The organism is Collinsella sp. CLA-ER-H10, assembly GCF_040092475.1.
GTDB lineage: Bacteria > Actinomycetota > Coriobacteriia > Coriobacteriales > Coriobacteriaceae > Collinsella.
The window spans coordinates 1-18,267 of the sequence record NZ_JBBNLM010000010.1 but is presented as its reverse complement, the minus strand read 5'-3'; the positions used below and the strand labels follow the sequence as shown (position 1 = coordinate 18,267).

Sequence of the window (18,267 nt, the reverse complement as noted above, 5' to 3'; positions counted from 1 at the left end):
GACTTACTTGTCGTGAAGGACGGTGCCGAGGAAGTCGGCGTCGAAGGGCACGGCTTCGGCAAAGGCGTAGTCACCGTCGCTGGCAATGAGCAGGTAGTTCTCCTCGCCGCCGAACTCCGCATCGCCACATGGGACCACCCAGGCGTGGGCGAATACCTCGAGCGCCGTGGCAGCGCAGTCGCGCAGGAACGTCACGTCGCTCCCCTCGTTTGCGCTCACGATATTGGCCGCGTAGATACCCCCGGGGTTCAGGCTGCCTCGCACCAAACGCAACGCCTCAACCGTCGCCAGCTCGCGCACGGGCTCGGCACCGCCAAAGCAATCGCTCACGACCACGTCGTAGCGACGATGGCCCACGCTCGTCACACCCAGATACGAGCGAGCCTCAGCGATTATCACCCGCAGGCGATCGCCCGCCGCGCGCTCCAGCTCATCCAGGTAAAACCAACGGCGCGCCAGGCGCGTAATCTCTCCGTCATACTCGATGACGTCCATGCGCAAGCCCTCGTGCGACATCAGGGCGAACTTAGGATAAGCAAACCCGCCACCGCCCAGCATAAGCATGCGGTCGATACCGTGACCACAAGCGTCACGCATCGCATCCTCGGACTCAAACACGTCGTCAAACGCACGATAGTACGCAAAGACGGGCTCCGCCCAACGCTCGCCAACGTAGCTTGCGCTTTGGTAGACGCCGCCCTGCACGAGCACGCGAATCTCATCGCCGCCCTCGTCGTGCACGCGCTTCACACGCGCCAACCCATTGCGGGTTCGCGCAACCTGCAGACAGGCAGCACGAACAGCGACAGCGGCCGCACCAAGCGCCGCGGCTCCCAGGGCAACGCCGGCAACGACACCGGCAGGAACACTCGGCTTGTTCATCTAGAGCTCCTTTTGCAGATAAAGGCCATGGTCATAAAACCCAAGATGGCGATAGTACTCGCGTGTGCCAATCGCGCTGATCACGTTGATGCGCGCATAACCCGCATCCCGGGCAATCTCGCACGCACGCTCTACGAGCAAACGCCCCAACCCGTGATGCTGCGCCGCCTGGCCTTGATCCCCCACGCGTGCCGCCATGCCATACACGTGTACCTCGCGAATCATCGCCTCGTCCGGCGTCGTCGGCAACTCGTCCGCATGCGCGGCAACAAACGAATGGTCGGGCAGCGACAACCGCAAAAAGCCCGCAATCTTGCCCTGCGGCGTCACCCACTGCAAAAAGCGCTCGTAAGTCACCGGCGTCTCGTACGCCACTTCCTCATCAAGAGATAGCTCATCCAAGTCGGCGCCCGCCGTGCTGATCTCGCGATAGCGAATCTCACGCACTGTCGCACCGTCACCCCGAGCAGCCAGGCGGTTCTCAACGAGCTGGCGCAGGTTGGGCTTCTTGTTGCCCACCATGATGTCGTCGGAGCTAAAGTCACGGATCATACGGCTAATACGACAGAACGCCGGCGTCACCACGATGTCGTCGGCCAATACGTCGAGCAACTCCTCCTCGGTATAGGGACGCCACTCGCCACGCTCGTAGCAGCCCACCAAACGCGAGCCCTCGATGAGCGCACACGGATAGACCTTGGCCTCGTCGGGCATAAAGGCCCCCTCGGTCATAAAGCGCTCGTAGTCGAGCTTGTCCCCCTCGGGCGTGGCGCCCAGCAAGTTGAGCATAAAGTGCGCGTGGATCTTAAAGCCAAACAGGCGCGCAAGCGAAAACGCCCGCTCGATCTGAGCCACCGAAATGCGACGCTCGTTGATATCGAGCAGGTGCTGGTCGAGGCTCTGGATACCCATCTGAATCTTGGTGCAACCCAGGCGGCGGATGAGCGTGAGGGCCTGCGGCGTTACGGCATCGGGGCGCGTCTCGATAACGAGCCCCACCACGCGATGCTTCGCCGTCTCGTTGATGCGCTGCTGACGCTCGAGCTCCTCCATCGTTGCCGTCTGCCACTTGGCAACCTCGCCCCACGGCGTACCGGGGCCGTACAGACGACGCACCGCGCGGTTATAGCCGCCCACGGCAGCATCCACACGCTCCTGTTCGCCAGCAATACCTGCCGCAAGCTCACACTCGTCGGTCGCAATGCCGGCAGCCCGATAGCGCTCACGTCGCTCCGCCACCGCCGGCGGCAGCGCATCGGCAGGAGCATCGTCGAGCAGGCGCCCCGCCTCGACACGGCTGATGCCCGGACGGGCCAGCATGGGGTTAGCCGCCACACCGGCCACGGCATCGTCATTGAGCGCGCGGAAGAGCTCCGACATAAACCAGGTCTGATAGCCTTCCGGGTAGTCGCTCCAAGTACCGCCGAGCACGATAAGCTCGATCTTGTCGGTCGCATGCCCCATCTGCGAAAGCGCGGTCAGACGAGCGCTCACCTGCAGATACGGGTCAAAGCAATTTTGCTCCGCACGGGCGCACGCCGGCTCGGCGTGCAGATAACTCTTGGGCATGCGCAGATCGTTGGGGCAAAACAGGCAATCGCCCGAACAGGGCCAGGGCTTGGTGATGACGGTAATGGTCGCCACGCCCGAAGCCGTGCGGCGTGGCTTCATGCGCAGCACCTGTAGCAGCTGACGCTCCAGCTCGGCATCGACATTCCATCCATCCCAACGAGCCGGATCCTCACGTTTAACCCGCTGGTAGAACGGCAGCAGACGGCGCTTGGCCAGATCGCGCTTATCGGCACCCTCACGGCGCGCCTCGGCATGTATCAGTTTGACGAGAACCTTGTCGTCTACGGTCTCGCCGCAACGCAGAGCCTCGAGTATGTTCAAGATAATCTGTTCCATGACCCCATTGTAAAGGCAAAGGCGCCGGAGCCCGTCACGGCTCCGGCGCCTCCATCAAAGAGCATGCCTATATGTACCGATCTCCGAAACCGCTGTCACTCCGAATCAAACGACATGTCGCCCGAACCGACCTCAAAACGATACGTGGCAGACTTATCGCCGTTATCGAATTCAAGATCCAAAATGGTCTCGCCGTCGTAGTCAAGCGGAAGGAAATCGCTCTCGAAGTCGCCGCTTCCCAAGGTGAGGCTCGCCTTAAAGCCCGTCGAGTTCGGAACCGTCATCTCCACGTCACCCGAGCCCACACTCACGTCCATCGACTTCGCGGGGGCCTGGTAGAGCTCGAACGTCACATCGCCCGAACCGACCTCAGCACTGAGCGCATCACTCACGCTGCCCGCAAACTCTACATCTCCCGCACCCAGGAAAAGGTCGAAACCATCACAGGTGACACCGGCAATCTGCAGATCACCCGAGCCCACGTGCGCGTTGACTCCCTTCAGATGTTCGGCAACACGGCGCGGCAGCTCGACCGTAACTGAGCGATCGATTGCCTTACCGTCATCACTTCCAAACTGGGAAACCTTGAGCGTCGAGTCCTCGACGGATGCGATGTTCTGCGTCGCGGCCTTGGAGGCATCCATACCATTGGCAACGCGTCCCCGCTCGATAACGCGAGCCTTGTTACCATCAATAACCTTGACGTCCACCGTAGCCGCATCGATATCGAAATCGAGGTAGCGAAACTCATCGGCATCAAAGGTCGTACACGAAAGCTGCTGAGGCCGAGCGGAATAGTTACCGCCATCGTTCATAAAATCGTCGTCATCAACCACATCGTCCATACCGGACAAGCCGGGTATAACATCGTCGAGATCCCACGGGCCATCAAAATGAATCAAAGTCCGCGAAACGCCAAAAACAAGCCCGATAATCAGTACAAACGCTCCGATGCCGACGCCCAGGCGCAGCTTGGATTCATGCGAAAGCTTCATCATTCGTCACCTTCTTTGGCACATGGCTCAGCGGTGGCCGCGGTAGCCACGTCAGCATCAGGTTCCGCAGAAGTATCCTTCCCCTGGGCCCTGACCGCCACCGGTGCCGGACCAACCTGAATATCCCCACGCGCCCAATCACCATCGAGTGCACGCGCCACCCAGTGATAGATGGGAATCGTGAAGAAGATCAGCGCAGCAAAGGGGCAGGCACCAAACAGGAACATCAGTAAAAAGAACAGCAGCCAGCACACGGCCCAATACGGGAACGACTGGAACGGGCCCTTCACCGGAGTCGGGCCAACTGCGCCGCCACTCGTCGCCTGTGCCGTAGCGGCATTGGCGGCCTGCGCACTCCAGCTTGCCGCCTGCGCCGCCTTGGCTGCCGCGTCACTTGCCTGCGTTGCCGCCTCGGTGGCGCGCGCCGCCGCCTCATGGGTGCGGGCGCGCTCTGCCGCCTCGGCCTCGCGCTGACGAGCGCGGTCCTCGTTCTCAAACTCGATATCGTCCTCAATCTCATCGCTCGGATTGAGCAGCTCGTCCAGACTCACACCATAGAGCTTGGCGAGCGAGATCAGGTTCTCGGTATCGGGCGAGCTCTCCGCACGCTCCCATTTACTGACCGCCTGGCGCGACAGCCCCAGCTTTCGCGCCAGCCCTTCTTGGCTAAAGCCCTTGCTGCGGCGAAGGTCGGCGAGCCGCTGCGCAGTTTCTACATTCATGGTTCCTCCTATGTGATGCCAGCCGTGCCGCCGGACCGTTTTTGTTCTTAAGGCGCCTTGCACAGTTAAAAATCTATCCGCCACCGCCAAAAGCATGCCACCTATTCTAGTGAGATTTTTGACAACCGGCGGTTGCGGGTGCATATGAGCTGCGGAAATGTGTCCAAACAAAGCAATGACCCGTAGCTTGGTTGTCCCCGTTGCGGCGTTAACGGTAGTATGGTCGTACTGTTTATTCCGCACCGCCAACGGAGGGAGTTCCGCGCCGTGAACCGCGATTTCGCCTCATCGCTCATCCAGCTCAATAACACGTTCTATCGCGAGCACTCCGCCTCCTTTTCCGATACGCGCCAAGCCCCGTGGCCCGGCTGGGTGCGCACCATGGACATCGCGCTCGAACAGCTCGACGTCGCCACGATCGAGCATCCCGTCCGCGTCTTCGATCTTGCCTGCGGCAATATGCGATTCGAGAACTTTGCCGCCGGCGGCGCACTTGCCGCCAAGGGCGTCGACGGCGCAAACCCCTCGGCAGACGCCAGCTGCCCGTTTGAGTTCTATGGTGTCGACTCGTGTCAAGATTTGGCTATCGATGCACATGGCCACGCCCTGCGCATTCCCAACCTGCACTTCCAGGAACTCGACGCGCTCGATGCCCTCATGAAGCTCAATCCCGCCGAGACGCCCGATGTCCTTTTCGACGCACCGCTCGCCGACATCTCGGTCTGCTTTGGCTTTATGCACCACGTGCCGTCATGCGAGTATCGTGTACGCGTGCTCGACGCCCTGGTGCGCCAGACGCGCCCGGGCGGCATCATCGCTATCAGTTTTTGGGAGTTTATGAACGACGAGCGCATGGCGCGCAAGGCCGTTCGCGCCGAAGCCCGCGCCGAGCTCACCCCGCCGTTTGAGGGTTACGATTCCGCGCAGTTTGAAGCCGGCGACCACCTCATTGGCTGGCAAAACGACCGTCACGCCTACCGTTATTGCCATCACTTTGACGATCAGCAGATCACCGACCTGGTGCGCGGCGTCCGTACGTTCTACAAGAGCGGCGAGGTCCCCGTGCGCGAGCTTGAGCGCTTCCATGCTGACGGTCGCAGCGGCGATCTCAACCGCTATGTGATTCTCAAGCGCCTGTAGGCACCGACGACTCGCCGTCGAGCCGCACCGCGTCTTTCGGGCAAACTATGCCCGCCCTTTTTCAATCCATTGACGGAACGTGCAGCTATGCGTTCCATACTTATGACCAAGGAGCCTCATGGGAGCCATCCACGTTCGCACGCCTAAGAACTTTGTGCTCGAGGAGCGCCTGGAACGCTACGCCGATGCGATTGAGACAAACCCCGAGGCTTATGCCGGAGATTGGCGCAAGGCCTGTGCGCCCGCAGGCAGCAAGCCCTTTGAACACCTTCACCTGGATCTTGGCTGTGGCAAGGGAACGTACCTTGTAGAGCGCGCGGTCCACGAGCCAAACACCCTCTTTATCGGTATGGACCAGGAGCCCATCTGCATCGCCTATGCCGCACAGAAAATCTGCGAGCAGGAACTGACCAACGCACTCGTCCTGCCCCGAGGCGCCGCATCGCTGCCGCAGCTGTTTGCCGCAGGCGAGCTCGATGTCATCACCATCAACTTTCCCACGCCGCAGCCCAAGGCCAAGTACGCCAAAAAGCGCCTCGTCCATGTCGACCATCTGATGCTCTATCGCCCGCTCTTTGCAGCCGGCGCCACCGTAACGCTGCGAACCGACAGCAAACCGTTGCGCGATTACGCCCTGGGACAGTTTGCCACAGCCGGCTACGATACGCTTTGGGTAAGTGACGACGTCCGCCGCGACCATCCCGAGCATCCCGAGACCGAATATGAATGCCGCACGCGCGAGATGGGCGCCGCCGTCTATGGCATTTGCGCTACGCCCGGCGCGGAACCCATCGAAGAGCAGCTCGCGGCGGGCCGCGCGCAGGAGCAAAGCCTTGCCTGCTACCTGCCCGAAAACCTCGATGAGCTCACCTACGTGCCTCTCGGCATGGAAGAGGCCGTCGAGAACTTCAGAAACCGTGCCCGCAAGGGCAAGAAGCGCCTGCCGCAAGAGTCCTAGGGGCTTCTGATGGTCGCGGCGTCGGCAAACATACGCAAATAGGCGCTAGCGAACGGCCCTCAAGCCTAAGTGAGTAGACTTTTTTGCAATAGCCAAGCACAGCCCGCATAGCGAAACATAAAACCGCAGGTAGAGCCCTTGCGCAAAAGCCATGTGCTCGCGATATTGCAAAAAGCCTACTCACTTAGCTGGCAACCGCACCAAACGGCTGGGCAGAACGCCCATTTCCTGCATTTTCTCGCGCACTGGCACCCCGCGCCGCCGCTACGCCATAATAGTTGGCGGACAATCGCGAGAGAAAGCAACCACATGGCACAGACCACGACAGATACCGCTGCCAGCACCGTCTCCGGCGCCGGGGCCGCCAGCTCGTTCTCGGGCGGCACGGGAACCGAAGCCGAGTTCGGCTCACTCGGCGCGCTCTCCCCCACCTGGTGGGAGCCCGAGGACGGCAGCGAGCCCGAACCATGGCTCACGCCCGATCAGGCCTTCGAACGCTTCTTTGAATGGACGAGCGACCGTGGCATTGAGCTGTGGGACCACCAAGAAGAGGCCCTCATGGACCTGGCTGCCGGCGACCACGTCATTTTGGGAACACCGACCGGATCGGGTAAATCGCTCGTCGCGCTGGGCATGCTCTTTATGGGCATGGCGCAGGGCAAGCGCTGTTATTACACGGCCCCCATCAAGGCTCTGGTCAGCGAAAAGTTTTTCGACCTTGTGCAGGTGCTCGGCCGCGATAACGTCGGCATGATCACCGGCGACACGCATATCAACACCAAGGCGCCCGTCATCTGCTGCACGGCAGAAATCCTTGCCAACGATGCACTGCGCGAGGGCGAGGGCGCCGACGTGGGCTGCGTCGCCATGGACGAGTTCCACTATTTTGCCGACCCCGACCGCGGCTGGGCCTGGCAGGTGCCACTGCTCACCCTGCCTCACACGCAATTCATGCTCATGAGCGCCACGCTCGGCGATGTCACTGCCATCGCCGCCTCGCTCGAGGAACACACCGGCGCTACCTGCGACTTGGTCGTCGATGCCCCACGCCCCGTGCCGCTGAGCTACGACTACGTGACGACCTCCCTCGAGGGCACCGTCGAGCTCGCCATGCGCCGCGGCGAGGCCCCGCTCTATATCGTGCACTTTAGCCAGGATGCCGCCCTTGCGACGGCACAGTCGCTCGCCAATTTTGGCATCGCCAGCAAGGAGCAACGCGAGGCCATCAAAGAAGCAGCAAAGGGAACGAGCTTCTCGACGGCCTTTGGTAAGATTCTCAAACGCCTGCTTGGATGCGGCGTCGGCGTGCACCATGCTGGCATGTTGCCGCGCTATCGCCTCCTGGTCGAACGCTTGGCGCAGCAGGGCCTGCTGCCCGTCATCTGCGGCACCGATACGCTCGGCGTCGGCATCAACGTACCCATCCACACCGTGGTGCTCACCGCGCTCACCAAGTTCGACGGCTACAAGATGCGTCGCCTGCGCGCCCGTGAGTTCCATCAGATTGCCGGTCGCGCCGGCCGCTCGGGCTTCGATACCGAGGGCATGGTAATCGCCGAGGCCCCGGAGCACGAGATCGAGAACGCCAAGCTCATGGCCAAGGCGGGCGACGACCCCAAAAAACTCCGTAAGATTAAAAAGAAAAAAGCCCCCGAGGGTTTTGTCACCTGGAACAAGCAGACCTTTGAGCGCCTGATTGAGACGCAGCCCGAGACGCTTAAGCCGCGCCTGCGCATCACGCACTCCATGGTGATTAGCGTGGTCGAACAGGGCGGCGATGCCCGCGCCCGCGTACACGACCTCATCGAGACGAGCCTGCAGACCCCCGAAGAAAAGGCCAAGCTCGAGGTTCGCGCCGACGAAATCTTCGCCACGCTCATCGATTCCGGCGTTGTCGTTCGCACCGAGGTGCCGCCCGCACCCGACGCCCCGGCTGACGCCGCACCGGACATCGACTATGCGCTGACGGTCGATCTGCCCGAGGACTTCGCGCTCGATCAGCCACTCTCGCCGTTCTTGCTTGCCGCGTTGGAGCTGCTCGATCCCGAGAGCGAGACCTATACCATGGATCTAATCTCGATGGTCGAGGCAACGCTCGAGGACCCCAAGCAGGTGCTGCGCGCACAGGAGCGCGCCGCGCGCGACCGCGCGATGGCCGAAATGAAGGCTGACGGCGTCGAGTATGAGGAGCGCTTGGAGCGCATTCAAGACGTCACGTACGAAAAGCCGCTCGAGGATTTGCTCGACGGCGCCTTTGACAAGTACTGCCAGGAAGTGCCCTGGGCAAACGACTATCAGCTCTCTCCCAAGAGCGTCCTGCGCGATATGCTGGAAGGCGCGAGCGATTTTAAGGGCTACATTCAAAAGCTCGGCATCGCCCGCTCCGAGGGCATTCTGCTGCGCTACCTAGCCGAGGCCTACCGTTCACTCGACCGCACCGTGCCCATCGAGAAGCGCGACGAGCGCCTGCGCGACATTATCTCGTGGCTGGGCTTTGTGGTGCGCTCGGTGGACTCGAGCCTGGTGGACGAGTGGGAGAACGCCGGCAACCCGGCAGCCCTCGACGCCGCGCCGCCGCAGGGCATCGACGAGGTCGTGGCGGACCGCCGCGGCTGCACGCTGTTGGTGCGCAACGCGCTCTTCCGCCGCGTGACCCTTGCCGCTCGCGAGCACGTTCGCGACCTGGGCGAGCTCGACGACGACTGGGGCATGAGCGAAATCCGCTGGCAAAAGGCGCTCGATGCCTACCATGAGCAGCACGAGGAGATCCTCACCGACGGAGATGCCCGCAGCGCCGCGATGTTTTCCATTGACGAGTCCGACGAGAAGACCGCGCACGTATGGCACGTGCACCAGATCTTTGCCGACGAGGATGGCGACCACGACTTTGGCATCATGGGCGATGTCGACCTGGACGCCACGCAAGACGGCGGCGAGGTCATCTTCAAAAACTACCGTGTCGGCTTTATCGAGGACCTGCTCGAAGTCTAGCCGAACTTACCGGAACGAAACGGGGCCGCTGGCAATATCGCCAGCGGCCCCACTTTTGCACTATACGCTATGCCTTACTCGGCATCCTCGACCTCATACGAATCCGCCTCGGCTGGCTCATCGTTTGTCTCTGTCGCAGCCCCGCGTGCCTCGTCAAACGCTGCTTTCATGGTCTTGTTGCCCCACGTGAGCTTGCGAATGGTAAGATCGTCGGCCTTCTTGTTGGCTAGGCGCAGATTGTTCTCGGAGGACAGCAACGCCTCCTTGGTTTTCTGCAGATGGCTAATCGTCTTGTCGATCTCATCAATCGCCGTTTGGAACTTTCGGCTCGCGATCTCGTAGTTGCGACCGAAATCATTCTTGAACTTTTCCATCTTGGCTTCGAAGTTCGTGACGTCGATATTCTGCTGTTTGTACTCCGCCAGCTCCTGCTTATAGCGCAGCGAACCCATGGCGGCGTTGCGAAGAAGCGTGATCATGGGAATAAAGAACTGTGGGCGAATCACGTACATCTTCTCGTAGCGATAGCTCACGTCCACGATGCCGGCGTTGTAAAGCTCGCTCTCGGGTTCGAGCAACGTGCAGAGCACCGCGTACTCACAGCCTTTCTGGCGACGATCGTGATCGAGTTTCTTAAAGAAGTCCTCGTTTTTATGTTTGGTCGCGGTCTCGTCGTTCTCGTTTTTCATCTCGAACATAATCGAAATGACCTCGTTACCGCTTGCGTCGCACTCGCGGAAGATAAAGTCGCCCTTGGTGCCCTCGGACGCATCGTTATCCTTCTCGAAGTACGCGTTAGGAAACGCCGTCATGCGCAGACGGTTAAACTCGGTCTCGCAGTGCTGCTCGAGCGACTCGCCCACCATCTTGGTGGACAGGCGGACCTTCATGTCCTTAAGGCGCTCGATCTCTTCATCCTTGTAGCGAATCAGGTCATCGCTCGCACGCTTGGCCTGCGCAAGCTCGAGCTCGTGTGCCGCCTTGGCCTGTTCCTCGCGAGAATCGCGCACTGCCAGCTCGCTCGTCAGTTTGGCACGTGCCTCATCGCGCTCTCGCTCCGCCGCGGCGACCGCCTCTGACAGGTTCATTTTTGCCATCAGTTCCTGCTCGCGCAGCTGGGCACGCAGGCCCTCGGCCTCTTGCTCGGACTGAGCCTTTGCGGCGGAAAACTTCTCCTGCGCCTTCGCGCGATAGTCAGTAAGCGCGCGCTCGGCCTCGCTGCGAGCGGCATCGAGCTCACGCTGCGACTCTGCCGCGGCAGCGGCAAGCGCCATCTCCTGGGCTTTGTCCGCCGCGGCGAGCCTGGCCTGCAGCTCAGCAATCTGAGCGTCGCGCGCAGCTAAATCGTTTTGAGCAGCGTTGCGCGCCGCCGACTCGGCAAGCTTTGCTTCGTCATCTTTGCGCCCAAGCTGCGCACGCAGGCTATCAATCTCACGCTGGAGTTCGGCATTTTCCTTTTGAGCATTGGCTCGTGCCTCTACCGCCGCGCGCTGGCTTGCACTCTCGCGCTCTGCGGCAGCGCCCTCGAGCTTAGCGCGCAGCTCGGCAAGCTCAGCATCGCGCTTGGCAACCTCTTGTGCCAGTTGCTGAGCCGCAGCGTTCTTCTGCTCAACGAGCTGAGCGTTGCGCTGAGACTCTGCCTCCTGCAAAGCAGCCGTCGAACGCGAGCGCTCAAGCTCCAGCGCCTGCTCGCCCTCGCGCTGGACTGCCTTCACACGCTCATCCAAGTCGCGCGAAAACTCGGCATCGCGCACCTGCTTGACGATATCCGCATAGCCGGATGCATCGACCTTAAAGACTTCGCCACAATGCGGGCACTTGATCTCATTCATAGCAGCTCCTCGATGGACGCAAATTTCAACCGCCTACACTCTACCGCGCCGCACGGACAAAAAAGGCGCCGCCGCCATAATGGCAACGGCGCCAGAACCACCACAAAGGCGCCTATCCCTATTGTGGTGGTTCTGGCGCCCTATAGCCCAAAGAAGCTAAGAATCTGGTCGCGGCTTACGGGCTTGTACTCGTTGGCGTCGAGGCCCACATCGTAGCGGTAAATGGGGCGCTCGCGATCGCGGTTGCGTGCGTTGGTGCGGTCTCCTCTGCTGTGGATATGCCCGTGTAGCATGATGGCGCCACGCGCCTTACCATTCCAGCTGAGCATGGGGTAATGGCTCATCACCAGACGATGGCCCTTGGCATAGCCGGGAGCAATCTCCAGGTAATCGTGCACGTCTTCCCAAATCTGCGGGGTGTCGGGATCTTCCCAGTCGCCGTCATGGTTACCACGGATGAGCGTTACGTTCTGGCATTCGATGCGTTCGCGCAGGCGCACCGCCTCCGCCAGGGGCAAACGATAAGTAAAGTCACCCAGAATATAGAGACGGTCGTCCGCCGCCACGCACTCATTGACGGCATCGATGACCTTGCGGTTCATCTCCTCGACCGAATCAAACGGCCGATCCATTTCGTGCAAGATATTCGTATCGCCCAGGTGCAGGTCGGCGGTAAACCACATCATCGTCTATGTCCTCATTTCGCAACGCGTCAAACTGGTGCTAAGTATACAGACACAGCGATGCGGCGGTTAGCCAAAGAGCCCACCGAACAGTCCGCGGCGGCGCTTGTCTCGCTTTTTCGAAGCGTCACCCTGAGTTTTCTTGTCCTGCCGTTTCCTACGGTCCTGCTCCAACTCATCGTCATCGAGTAGCAGATCCCACTCAAACGAATCGTCTGTCAGATTGAATAGGTCGTCGTCATCAAACATGGCCGCCTCCCTTGCCGACTAGCGAGCATCCACCACATAGAGGCCAACGCGTACCTGGTGCCACGGGCTGCGCTCGGGAGCAACCTGTTGCACGCGAGCCTCAAATACGTCCTCGTGGCCGTAATACATCATCAAGGACAGTGGGCCGACCTCGTTTCCCGGAACATAGCCAAGCTTGGTGTTGCCGTAATAGATCGCAACCGCCTCAGGGTCATGGGGATTATCGCGCTCGGCACACAGCGCCAGCTTATCGCCCGCTTTAAGATCGCCCAAGACCAAGGCGCCATCGGCATACTGAAATCCTGCAATGTGAAATGACAGAAGAACACGCGAAGGCTCGTACATAGCAGCTCCTCTAACGGCCGGATAAACCGGTGTGTAACCTTATTGAGAAGTCTACGGTCCCGTGCGGACACAAATACATCCTGCCTGCGTCCTTCAATCGTTTGCCTCAACGCTTGCGCGACAGAACGCTTGCAGATAAGATAGGAACACGGATGGTACCCGTTGCCGCGGGTCTTGCCAACTCCGATACACGTTTTCATCGTGAGAAGTGGCCGTCTTCGCTTACGCGGGGGCGGCTATTTCATTCGGCCGATAAACAGACCGAGTTCGATAGCCGCAATCAACAACGCCAATAACGAAATAACATCGCTTACGTTCATACCAAATCCCTTCTAAAGGGAGTTGGCCCATCCGTGCTCCATAACAGTAGTCTAACGCAAAATGCAGGTAATAGGAACACTTGTTCGTATTACCTGCGCCCTTTTCTAATGCACAAACATGCGCACGAACTTGTGCTTCCAGCTTGCGTAGGGCGCATACCGAAACGGCACGTCCAGCCAAGTTGCCTTGTTCACGATGCTCTTCTTGTGGCTAAACGTATCGAAGCTCTCGCGGCCATGGTACTGCCCCATACCGCTCGCGCCCATGCCGCCAAAGCCCATATGGCTCGTAGCCAAGTGCATGATGGTGTCGTTGACACAGCCACCGCCAAAGGGCACGTAACGCACGAAGCGCTGCTGAACTGCGCGATCCTGACTAAAGATATACAGGGCCAGCGGCGTCGGACGATCCGTAATAAACGCTTCGGCCTCGTCTAGGCTCTCAAACGTCAGCACCGGCAAGATGGGACCGAAGATCTCCTCCTGCATCACGGCGTCATCGGGGGTCACGCCGTCCAAAATTGTCGGCTCAATCTTGAGCGAAGCCTCGCGCGCGGCACCTCCAAGCACGACCTTATCGGGATCGATCAGCCCGCGCACGCGCGCAAAATGCTTGGCGTTGACGATATGCCCGTAATCCTCGTTATCGAGCGGATGCTCGCCAAACATACGGCGGACCTCTTCCTTGATGAGGCCCAGCAGCTCGTCGTGCACGCGCGTATCGACCAGCAGGTAGTCGGGCGCCACGCAGGTCTGCCCCACGTTGAGCCATTTACCAAAGGCGATGCGCCGTGCCGCGACCTTCAAGTTTGCCGTCGCATCCACGATGCAGGGACTCTTTCCGCCCAGCTCAAGCGTCACGGGCGTAAGGTTTTTACTTGCGCGCTCCATGACGAGCTTGCCAACCGGAACGCTACCGGTAAAGAAGATCTTGTCCCAGTGCTCATCGAGCAGCGCTTCGTTCTCGGCGCGCCCGCCCTCGACAACCGTCACCAGGCGCGGATCAAATGCCTCTTCACAGATTTGCCTGAGCACCGCGCTCGATGCCGGAGCATAGGCGCTCGGCTTGATGACCACGGTATTGCCCGCGGCAAGGGCGCCAGCGAGCGGCTCGAGCGTCAGCAAAAACGGATAGTTCCAGGGCGCCATGATGAGCGTGACGCCATAGGGCACGGTTTGCGTTTTGCACACGCTCACGGCGTTAGCGAGGCCGCACGGACGCAGGCGCGGACGACTCCATCGGGCCACATGCGCAATCTGATGTCGAATCTCGGAAAGCGATGTGCCAATCTCGCACATATAGGCCTCGTCATGCGACTTTCCCAAATCGGTCTTGAGCGCATGAGCGATATCGGCCTCGTGGGCCCGCACCGCATCGCGTAAACTCACGAGTGCGCGACGTCGAGCATCGACATCAAACGTGGCGTGCGTCTTAAAGTAGGCGCGCTGATCGCCGACGATGCGCGCAATTTCCTCGGTGTTCATGGCACCCTCCTAGTTCTCGTCCTCAAACATACCACCCGCGACGACCTCGTACATATGCTCGAGCTCCGAGCGGTCCATCAAAAGTGGAACGGGGTACAGGGGATTGGCCTCGGCATCGGCATGGGCCGCCATTTGCGGAATATCGGAGCGGCGAATACCCGAGACATATTTGGGGATTCCCAGGGCCTCGTTCATGCGGTCGACCCAATCGATAAAGGCCTCGGCCGCAAGACTGTCCTGCGCGGTAGCCGGCGCAATGCCCGCCATGCGAGCAAGATCGGCAAGCTTGGGGGCGGCGGCGTCACCATAAGCGCGAAGCATGTGCGGCAGGATGATCGCGTTGGCCAAACCGTGCGGAATTCCGTATCGGCCGCCTAGACTGTGCGCGATGGCATGAACGTATCCAACATAGGAGCGCGTAAAGGCAACTCCCGCCTTATACGCCGCCGAAAGCATATTGCGACGCGCACGCATGTCGTCGCCATGCTCATAGGCCTCGAGCAAATTGTCGTGGATGAGCTGCACCGCCTGTCGTGCCATCTTGCGCGTATAGGGCGTGGTGCTTCGCCCGATAAAGGCCTCGACGGCATGCGTCAGGGCGTCCATACCCGTCTGCCCCGTAATGGAGGCGGGCAGACCGCGCGTAAACTCGGGGTCGTGCACCGCAAAGCGCGGAATAAGCACAAAGTCGTTAATGGGGTACTTGTAGTGCGTCTCGTCATCGGTAATTACCGCCGCAAGTGTGACCTCGCTTCCCGTGTCTGCCGTGGTGGGGACGGCGATGAGCAGCGGCAGGCGACGATGAATCCGCAGCAGGCCGCGCATCTTGTTGATGGGCTTGTTTGGCTGCGCAATGCGTGCGCCTACGCCCTTGGCGCAGTCCATGGCTGATCCTCCGCCAAAGCCGATAATGGCCCGGCAGGCACTCTCTCGATACAGGGACGCCGCTTCCTCCACGTTTGAAACCGTAGGGTTTGTACGCGTTTCGGCATAGACCGTAACGCCAATCCCCCTGGATGCGAGCGCCGCCTCGAGCGGTGCCGTGAGCCCCAGACGGGCAATGCCGGGATCCGTCACGATAAGGACCTTCTGGATCGAGCGCTTTTGAAGCACCGCGGGCACATCCTCGGCATGCTCTAAAATGCGCGGCTCGGTATAGGGCAGGATCGGCAATGCAATGCGAAAAACCGTCTGATATGTTCGGCACCAGGCACGACGGGCTAGATGCATAAAGGAAACTCCTTCATTTGTTGATAGGTCAACATTTGCTCGCCCGATTGTACTCAGCAAAGATCGCAGACGGCCTCCCAATCGTTAATCAATCAACATCTTCATATCTCGAAATTGTTTTATTAAAAATCATTCCTAATAGGCTTCACATTTGGTTGCATTTATGGATAATAGAACTCGTCAAGACGCACGTCCGGAGAGGGCCCTTACGGGACCGGACGAGCGCACAATCGCCATCGATCGAAAGGATCGAATCATGAAGTTTGTTTGCCCCGTTTGCGGTTATGTGGAAGAGTTCGACGGCGACCAGCTGCCCGAGGACTTCAAGTGCCCCCAGTGCGGCGTTCCCGGTTCTCGCTTCCTGAAGCAGGAGGAGGGTCAGCTCGAGTGGGCTGCCGAGCACGTCGTGGGCGTCGCCAAGATGGAGGGCGTCTCCGAGGACATCGTTGCCGACCTGCGCGCCAACTTTGAGGGCGAGTGCTCCGAGGTCGGTATGTACCTGGCCATGGCGCGCGTCGCTCATCGCGAGGGCTATCCCGAGATCGGCCTGTACTGGGAGAAGGCTGCCCACGAGGAGGCCGAGCACGCTGCCAAGTTCGCTGAGCTCCTGGGCGAGGTCGTGACCGACTCCACCAAGAAGAACCTCGAGATGCGCGTTGAGGCCGAGAACGGTGCCACCGCCGGCAAGACCGATCTTGCCAAGCGTGCCAAGGCCGCTGGCCTTGATGCCATCCACGACACCGTGCACGAGATGGCTCGCGACGAGGCCCGCCACGGCAAGGCTTTCGCCGGCCTGCTCAAGCGCTACTTTGGCTAAGCCAAACGCCTGAGACATAACCTCTAGCTCAATGAGGCCCGGACCGTATTGGTTCGGGCCTTTTTCGTGCCTCACAAACTTGTTAACTACCTGAAATAGGACCGCCTTCGGCATAGGTTTCTCGTCAAAAACTAAGTGAGTAGACTTTTTGGAACTTGCCGAGCAGACCATCCATATCACTTTATAAAGCCGCAGGTAAATGCCTTGTTTCAAAACGACCTAGTCGCCAAAGTGACAAAAGTCTACTCACTTAGATTCGCAGCCGTCCACGATCGAGCCATTTTGTGTCTAACGGGCATCTTTCCGTCGATTACTCCCAATTTTGTCCAGTCAATGAATAGTTCAGACCGGAGTAATATCTCAGCCCTTTGCTCATCCGAGCTTTTATCACGATATTCAGCATCGAGCATCCTGCATATGGCCTTAACGATCGCGCGGAATCTATCCTCATCCGATATCTGTCTGTGTGTCAGGAGAAGCACATCGTAGCCCATGGCCTGAAGGGCCGTCATGCGGTCAGCGTCACGCAAGCCATCCCCTGCGCGTCCGTGCGAGGCCTTTCCCTGACATTCAATGGCCACCTGTCGCCTACCGTCCGGTGAAGAAAGAAGTAGGTCGATATATACACGGGACTTTCCCACAATCGCTCGAGCACTTGTGCCTAGCATCACTTCAACATTAAGCTCTATGTCGCAAAAACCTTCGCCTCCCAGGGATCGCGGCAGTGCAAGTAGCAAATACGCCTCGACCTCAAAAGGCGACGCGGCACCCAATGGAACGAGTTGCGATACCGCCATAAATCTATTGCCGTAACGCACCCCGCAAACATCTGAACAAAAACGGTCAAGGTCTCCGCCCAAAACCAAAGCGTCTCGACGCCATAAATTTGAGGCGGTGCCGTCCTCGGACGGGCAGCGCACCCAACCGAACGTTGTCGAAATCGCGCCCGAATCAATTGCACGCGAAAGCTCCGCCTCAAGTGCCGCCGGCAGAGCGCACACCGCAAACAAGCCATACATCTCCGCCAATACCAAAAGAAGCTGGAGATCCGTCAGGTGCCGCGACATGATGAATGCCGTCAGTAGAGGAGACGTAATCAAAAACCCATGCTCCGTTTCCAGCACGGATTCCCTGGGAAGCTCACCAAGAAACAGCCGCTGCCTAATGCTGGCTGGACAAGTCCGTTTGTTTCTCGTCCGAACCAATGTATACAACGGAAAACCGAGCGCGACCGCAGCCGTCGGGTTGCGGGCGAGATCATATCGCTGCCGGTCTTCTTCCGGTCGTGGAAGCGGCGGACACAAAGCGCGGACTTGAGGAGGCAAACGCCAGTACCTAAAAGCCGATATGTCACAAAGTAGATCCTTCATAGGCACAGGAAAACACGAATTTCAACCCAGTCAGTCACGCATTGGCGCGAACGCACCAAAAATGGCGCCGAACGGACTGCAAAGTTTTCAACAGCCCTCCCCAACTGGCCAAAAGCTTGCCAAGAGCTGGGCGAAGCCCTGTTGAAAACCCCATTTTTTTCTCATGCAGGAGCTTTGCGCGGCAAGTGAGTAGACTTTTTTGAACATCCCGAGCAGGCCGGTCATCCTGCTTTTCAAAACCGCAGGTAGATAGCTTGTTACAAAACTTCCTGGTCGCCAAAGTGCTAAAAGTCTACTCACTTAGGTTGCAGAGTGCCCATTACAGTCTGAAATAGGCCAT

Annotated in this window: 15 protein-coding genes; 4 read left to right on the top strand and 11 right to left on the bottom strand. The window is 59.6% G+C overall.

Annotated elements, in window-relative coordinates; translation table 11 throughout:
- Positions 1–3 precede the first annotated feature (3 nt).
- The 4 genes from AAAX36_RS05865 to AAAX36_RS05850 all read right to left on the bottom strand — a co-directional run bounded on the left by AAAX36_RS05865 (position 4) and on the right by AAAX36_RS05850 (position 4,507).
- On the bottom strand, positions 4–882 hold the full coding sequence (locus AAAX36_RS05865) for a fused MFS/spermidine synthase (protein WP_349074556.1): 879 nt from the start codon (positions 880–882) through the stop codon (positions 4–6).
- Positions 883–2,790 carry a tRNA uridine(34) 5-carboxymethylaminomethyl modification radical SAM/GNAT enzyme Elp3 gene (locus AAAX36_RS05860; protein ID WP_349074555.1) on the bottom strand — a complete coding sequence of 636 codons (1,908 nt, stop codon included), beginning with the start codon at positions 2,788–2,790 and terminating at the stop codon, positions 883–885.
- Between the two features lie 95 nt (positions 2,791–2,885).
- A complete protein-coding gene (locus tag AAAX36_RS05855) occupies positions 2,886–3,785 on the bottom strand; it encodes a DUF4097 family beta strand repeat-containing protein (protein ID WP_349074553.1) in 900 nt (299 codons plus the stop codon).
- The gene (locus AAAX36_RS05850; RefSeq protein WP_349074552.1) at positions 3,785–4,507 is read right to left on the bottom strand and encodes a helix-turn-helix transcriptional regulator; all 723 of its coding nucleotides are present in this window, start codon (positions 4,505–4,507) and stop codon (positions 3,785–3,787) included. The genes AAAX36_RS05855 and AAAX36_RS05850 overlap by 1 nt, the downstream gene beginning before the upstream one ends.
- A 267-nt stretch (positions 4,508–4,774) precedes the next feature.
- Between AAAX36_RS05850 and AAAX36_RS05845 the strand changes: the two genes are divergently transcribed.
- The 3 genes from AAAX36_RS05845 (at position 4,775) to AAAX36_RS05835 (ending at position 9,596) form a co-directional block, all read left to right on the top strand.
- Positions 4,775–5,647: a class I SAM-dependent methyltransferase gene (locus AAAX36_RS05845; protein ID WP_349074551.1), complete on the top strand. Its 873-nt coding sequence runs from the start codon at positions 4,775–4,777 to the stop codon at positions 5,645–5,647.
- A gap of 118 nt (positions 5,648–5,765) precedes the next feature.
- Positions 5,766–6,605: a methyltransferase gene (locus AAAX36_RS05840; RefSeq protein WP_349074548.1), complete on the top strand. Its 840-nt coding sequence runs from the start codon at positions 5,766–5,768 to the stop codon at positions 6,603–6,605.
- Positions 6,606–6,914: 309 nt separating this feature from the next.
- Positions 6,915–9,596, top strand: a complete 2,682-nt coding sequence (locus AAAX36_RS05835) for a DUF3516 domain-containing protein (RefSeq protein ID WP_349074547.1) — start codon at positions 6,915–6,917, stop codon at positions 9,594–9,596.
- A 74-nt stretch (positions 9,597–9,670) separates the two neighbouring features.
- On the opposite strand, the gene AAAX36_RS05830 is transcribed toward AAAX36_RS05835, so the two are convergent.
- The 6 genes from AAAX36_RS05830 to AAAX36_RS05805 form a co-directional block, all read right to left on the bottom strand.
- Positions 9,671–11,428 carry a DUF2130 domain-containing protein gene (locus AAAX36_RS05830; RefSeq protein ID WP_349074544.1) on the bottom strand — a complete coding sequence of 586 codons (1,758 nt, stop codon included), beginning with the start codon at positions 11,426–11,428 and terminating at the stop codon, positions 9,671–9,673.
- Between the two features lie 140 nt (positions 11,429–11,568).
- Positions 11,569–12,114: a metallophosphoesterase gene (locus AAAX36_RS05825; protein ID WP_349074543.1), complete on the bottom strand. Its 546-nt coding sequence runs from the start codon at positions 12,112–12,114 to the stop codon at positions 11,569–11,571.
- Positions 12,115–12,180: 66 nt separating this feature from the next.
- Complete coding sequence (locus AAAX36_RS05820) at positions 12,181–12,360, bottom strand: hypothetical protein (RefSeq protein ID WP_349074542.1); 180 nt, start codon at positions 12,358–12,360, stop codon at positions 12,181–12,183.
- Between the two features lie 18 nt (positions 12,361–12,378).
- Complete coding sequence (locus AAAX36_RS05815) at positions 12,379–12,705, bottom strand: HIRAN domain-containing protein (protein ID WP_349074540.1); 327 nt, start codon at positions 12,703–12,705, stop codon at positions 12,379–12,381.
- Between the two features lie 425 nt (positions 12,706–13,130).
- Positions 13,131–14,510 (bottom strand): aldehyde dehydrogenase, encoded by a 1,380-nt coding sequence (locus AAAX36_RS05810; RefSeq protein WP_349074538.1) that lies wholly within the window; start codon positions 14,508–14,510, stop codon positions 13,131–13,133.
- 9 nt (positions 14,511–14,519) lie between these two features.
- The gene (locus tag AAAX36_RS05805; RefSeq protein WP_349074537.1) at positions 14,520–15,740 is read right to left on the bottom strand and encodes an iron-containing alcohol dehydrogenase; all 1,221 of its coding nucleotides are present in this window, start codon (positions 15,738–15,740) and stop codon (positions 14,520–14,522) included.
- 253 nt (positions 15,741–15,993) lie between these two features.
- Between AAAX36_RS05805 and AAAX36_RS05800 the strand changes: the two genes are divergently transcribed.
- Positions 15,994–16,557 carry a ferritin family protein gene (locus AAAX36_RS05800; protein WP_070097113.1) on the top strand — a complete coding sequence of 188 codons (564 nt, stop codon included), beginning with the start codon at positions 15,994–15,996 and terminating at the stop codon, positions 16,555–16,557.
- A gap of 242 nt (positions 16,558–16,799) precedes the next feature.
- Here AAAX36_RS05800 and AAAX36_RS05795 read toward each other — a convergent pair whose 3' ends face one another.
- Complete coding sequence (locus tag AAAX36_RS05795; protein WP_250786980.1) at positions 16,800–17,681, bottom strand: hypothetical protein; 882 nt, start codon at positions 17,679–17,681, stop codon at positions 16,800–16,802.
- Positions 17,682–18,267 lie beyond the last annotated feature (586 nt).

Excerpts from the sequence above, each read along its gene's own strand:
- AAAX36_RS05850 (WP_349074552.1), bottom strand. The coding sequence starts at position 4,507 with ATGAATGTAGAAACTGCGCAGCGGCTCGCCGACCTTCGCCGCAGCAAG.
- AAAX36_RS05825 (WP_349074543.1), bottom strand. The coding sequence starts at position 12,114 with ATGATGTGGTTTACCGCCGACCTGCACCTGGGCGATACGAATATCTTG.
- AAAX36_RS05820 (WP_349074542.1), bottom strand. The coding sequence starts at position 12,360 with ATGTTTGATGACGACGACCTATTCAATCTGACAGACGATTCGTTTGAG.
- AAAX36_RS05810 (WP_349074538.1), bottom strand. The coding sequence starts at position 14,510 with ATGAACACCGAGGAAATTGCGCGCATCGTCGGCGATCAGCGCGCCTAC.
- AAAX36_RS05805 (WP_349074537.1), bottom strand. The coding sequence starts at position 15,740 with ATGCATCTAGCCCGTCGTGCCTGGTGCCGAACATATCAGACGGTTTTT.
- AAAX36_RS05855 (WP_349074553.1), bottom strand. The coding sequence starts at position 3,785 with ATGAAGCTTTCGCATGAATCCAAGCTGCGCCTGGGCGTCGGCATCGGA.
- AAAX36_RS05865 (WP_349074556.1), bottom strand. The coding sequence starts at position 882 with ATGAACAAGCCGAGTGTTCCTGCCGGTGTCGTTGCCGGCGTTGCCCTG.
- AAAX36_RS05840 (WP_349074548.1), top strand. The coding sequence starts at position 5,766 with ATGGGAGCCATCCACGTTCGCACGCCTAAGAACTTTGTGCTCGAGGAG.
- AAAX36_RS05815 (WP_349074540.1), bottom strand. The coding sequence starts at position 12,705 with ATGTACGAGCCTTCGCGTGTTCTTCTGTCATTTCACATTGCAGGATTT.
- AAAX36_RS05830 (WP_349074544.1), bottom strand. The coding sequence starts at position 11,428 with ATGAATGAGATCAAGTGCCCGCATTGTGGCGAAGTCTTTAAGGTCGAT.
- AAAX36_RS05835 (WP_349074547.1), top strand. The coding sequence starts at position 6,915 with ATGGCACAGACCACGACAGATACCGCTGCCAGCACCGTCTCCGGCGCC.
- AAAX36_RS05860 (WP_349074555.1), bottom strand. The coding sequence starts at position 2,790 with ATGGAACAGATTATCTTGAACATACTCGAGGCTCTGCGTTGCGGCGAG.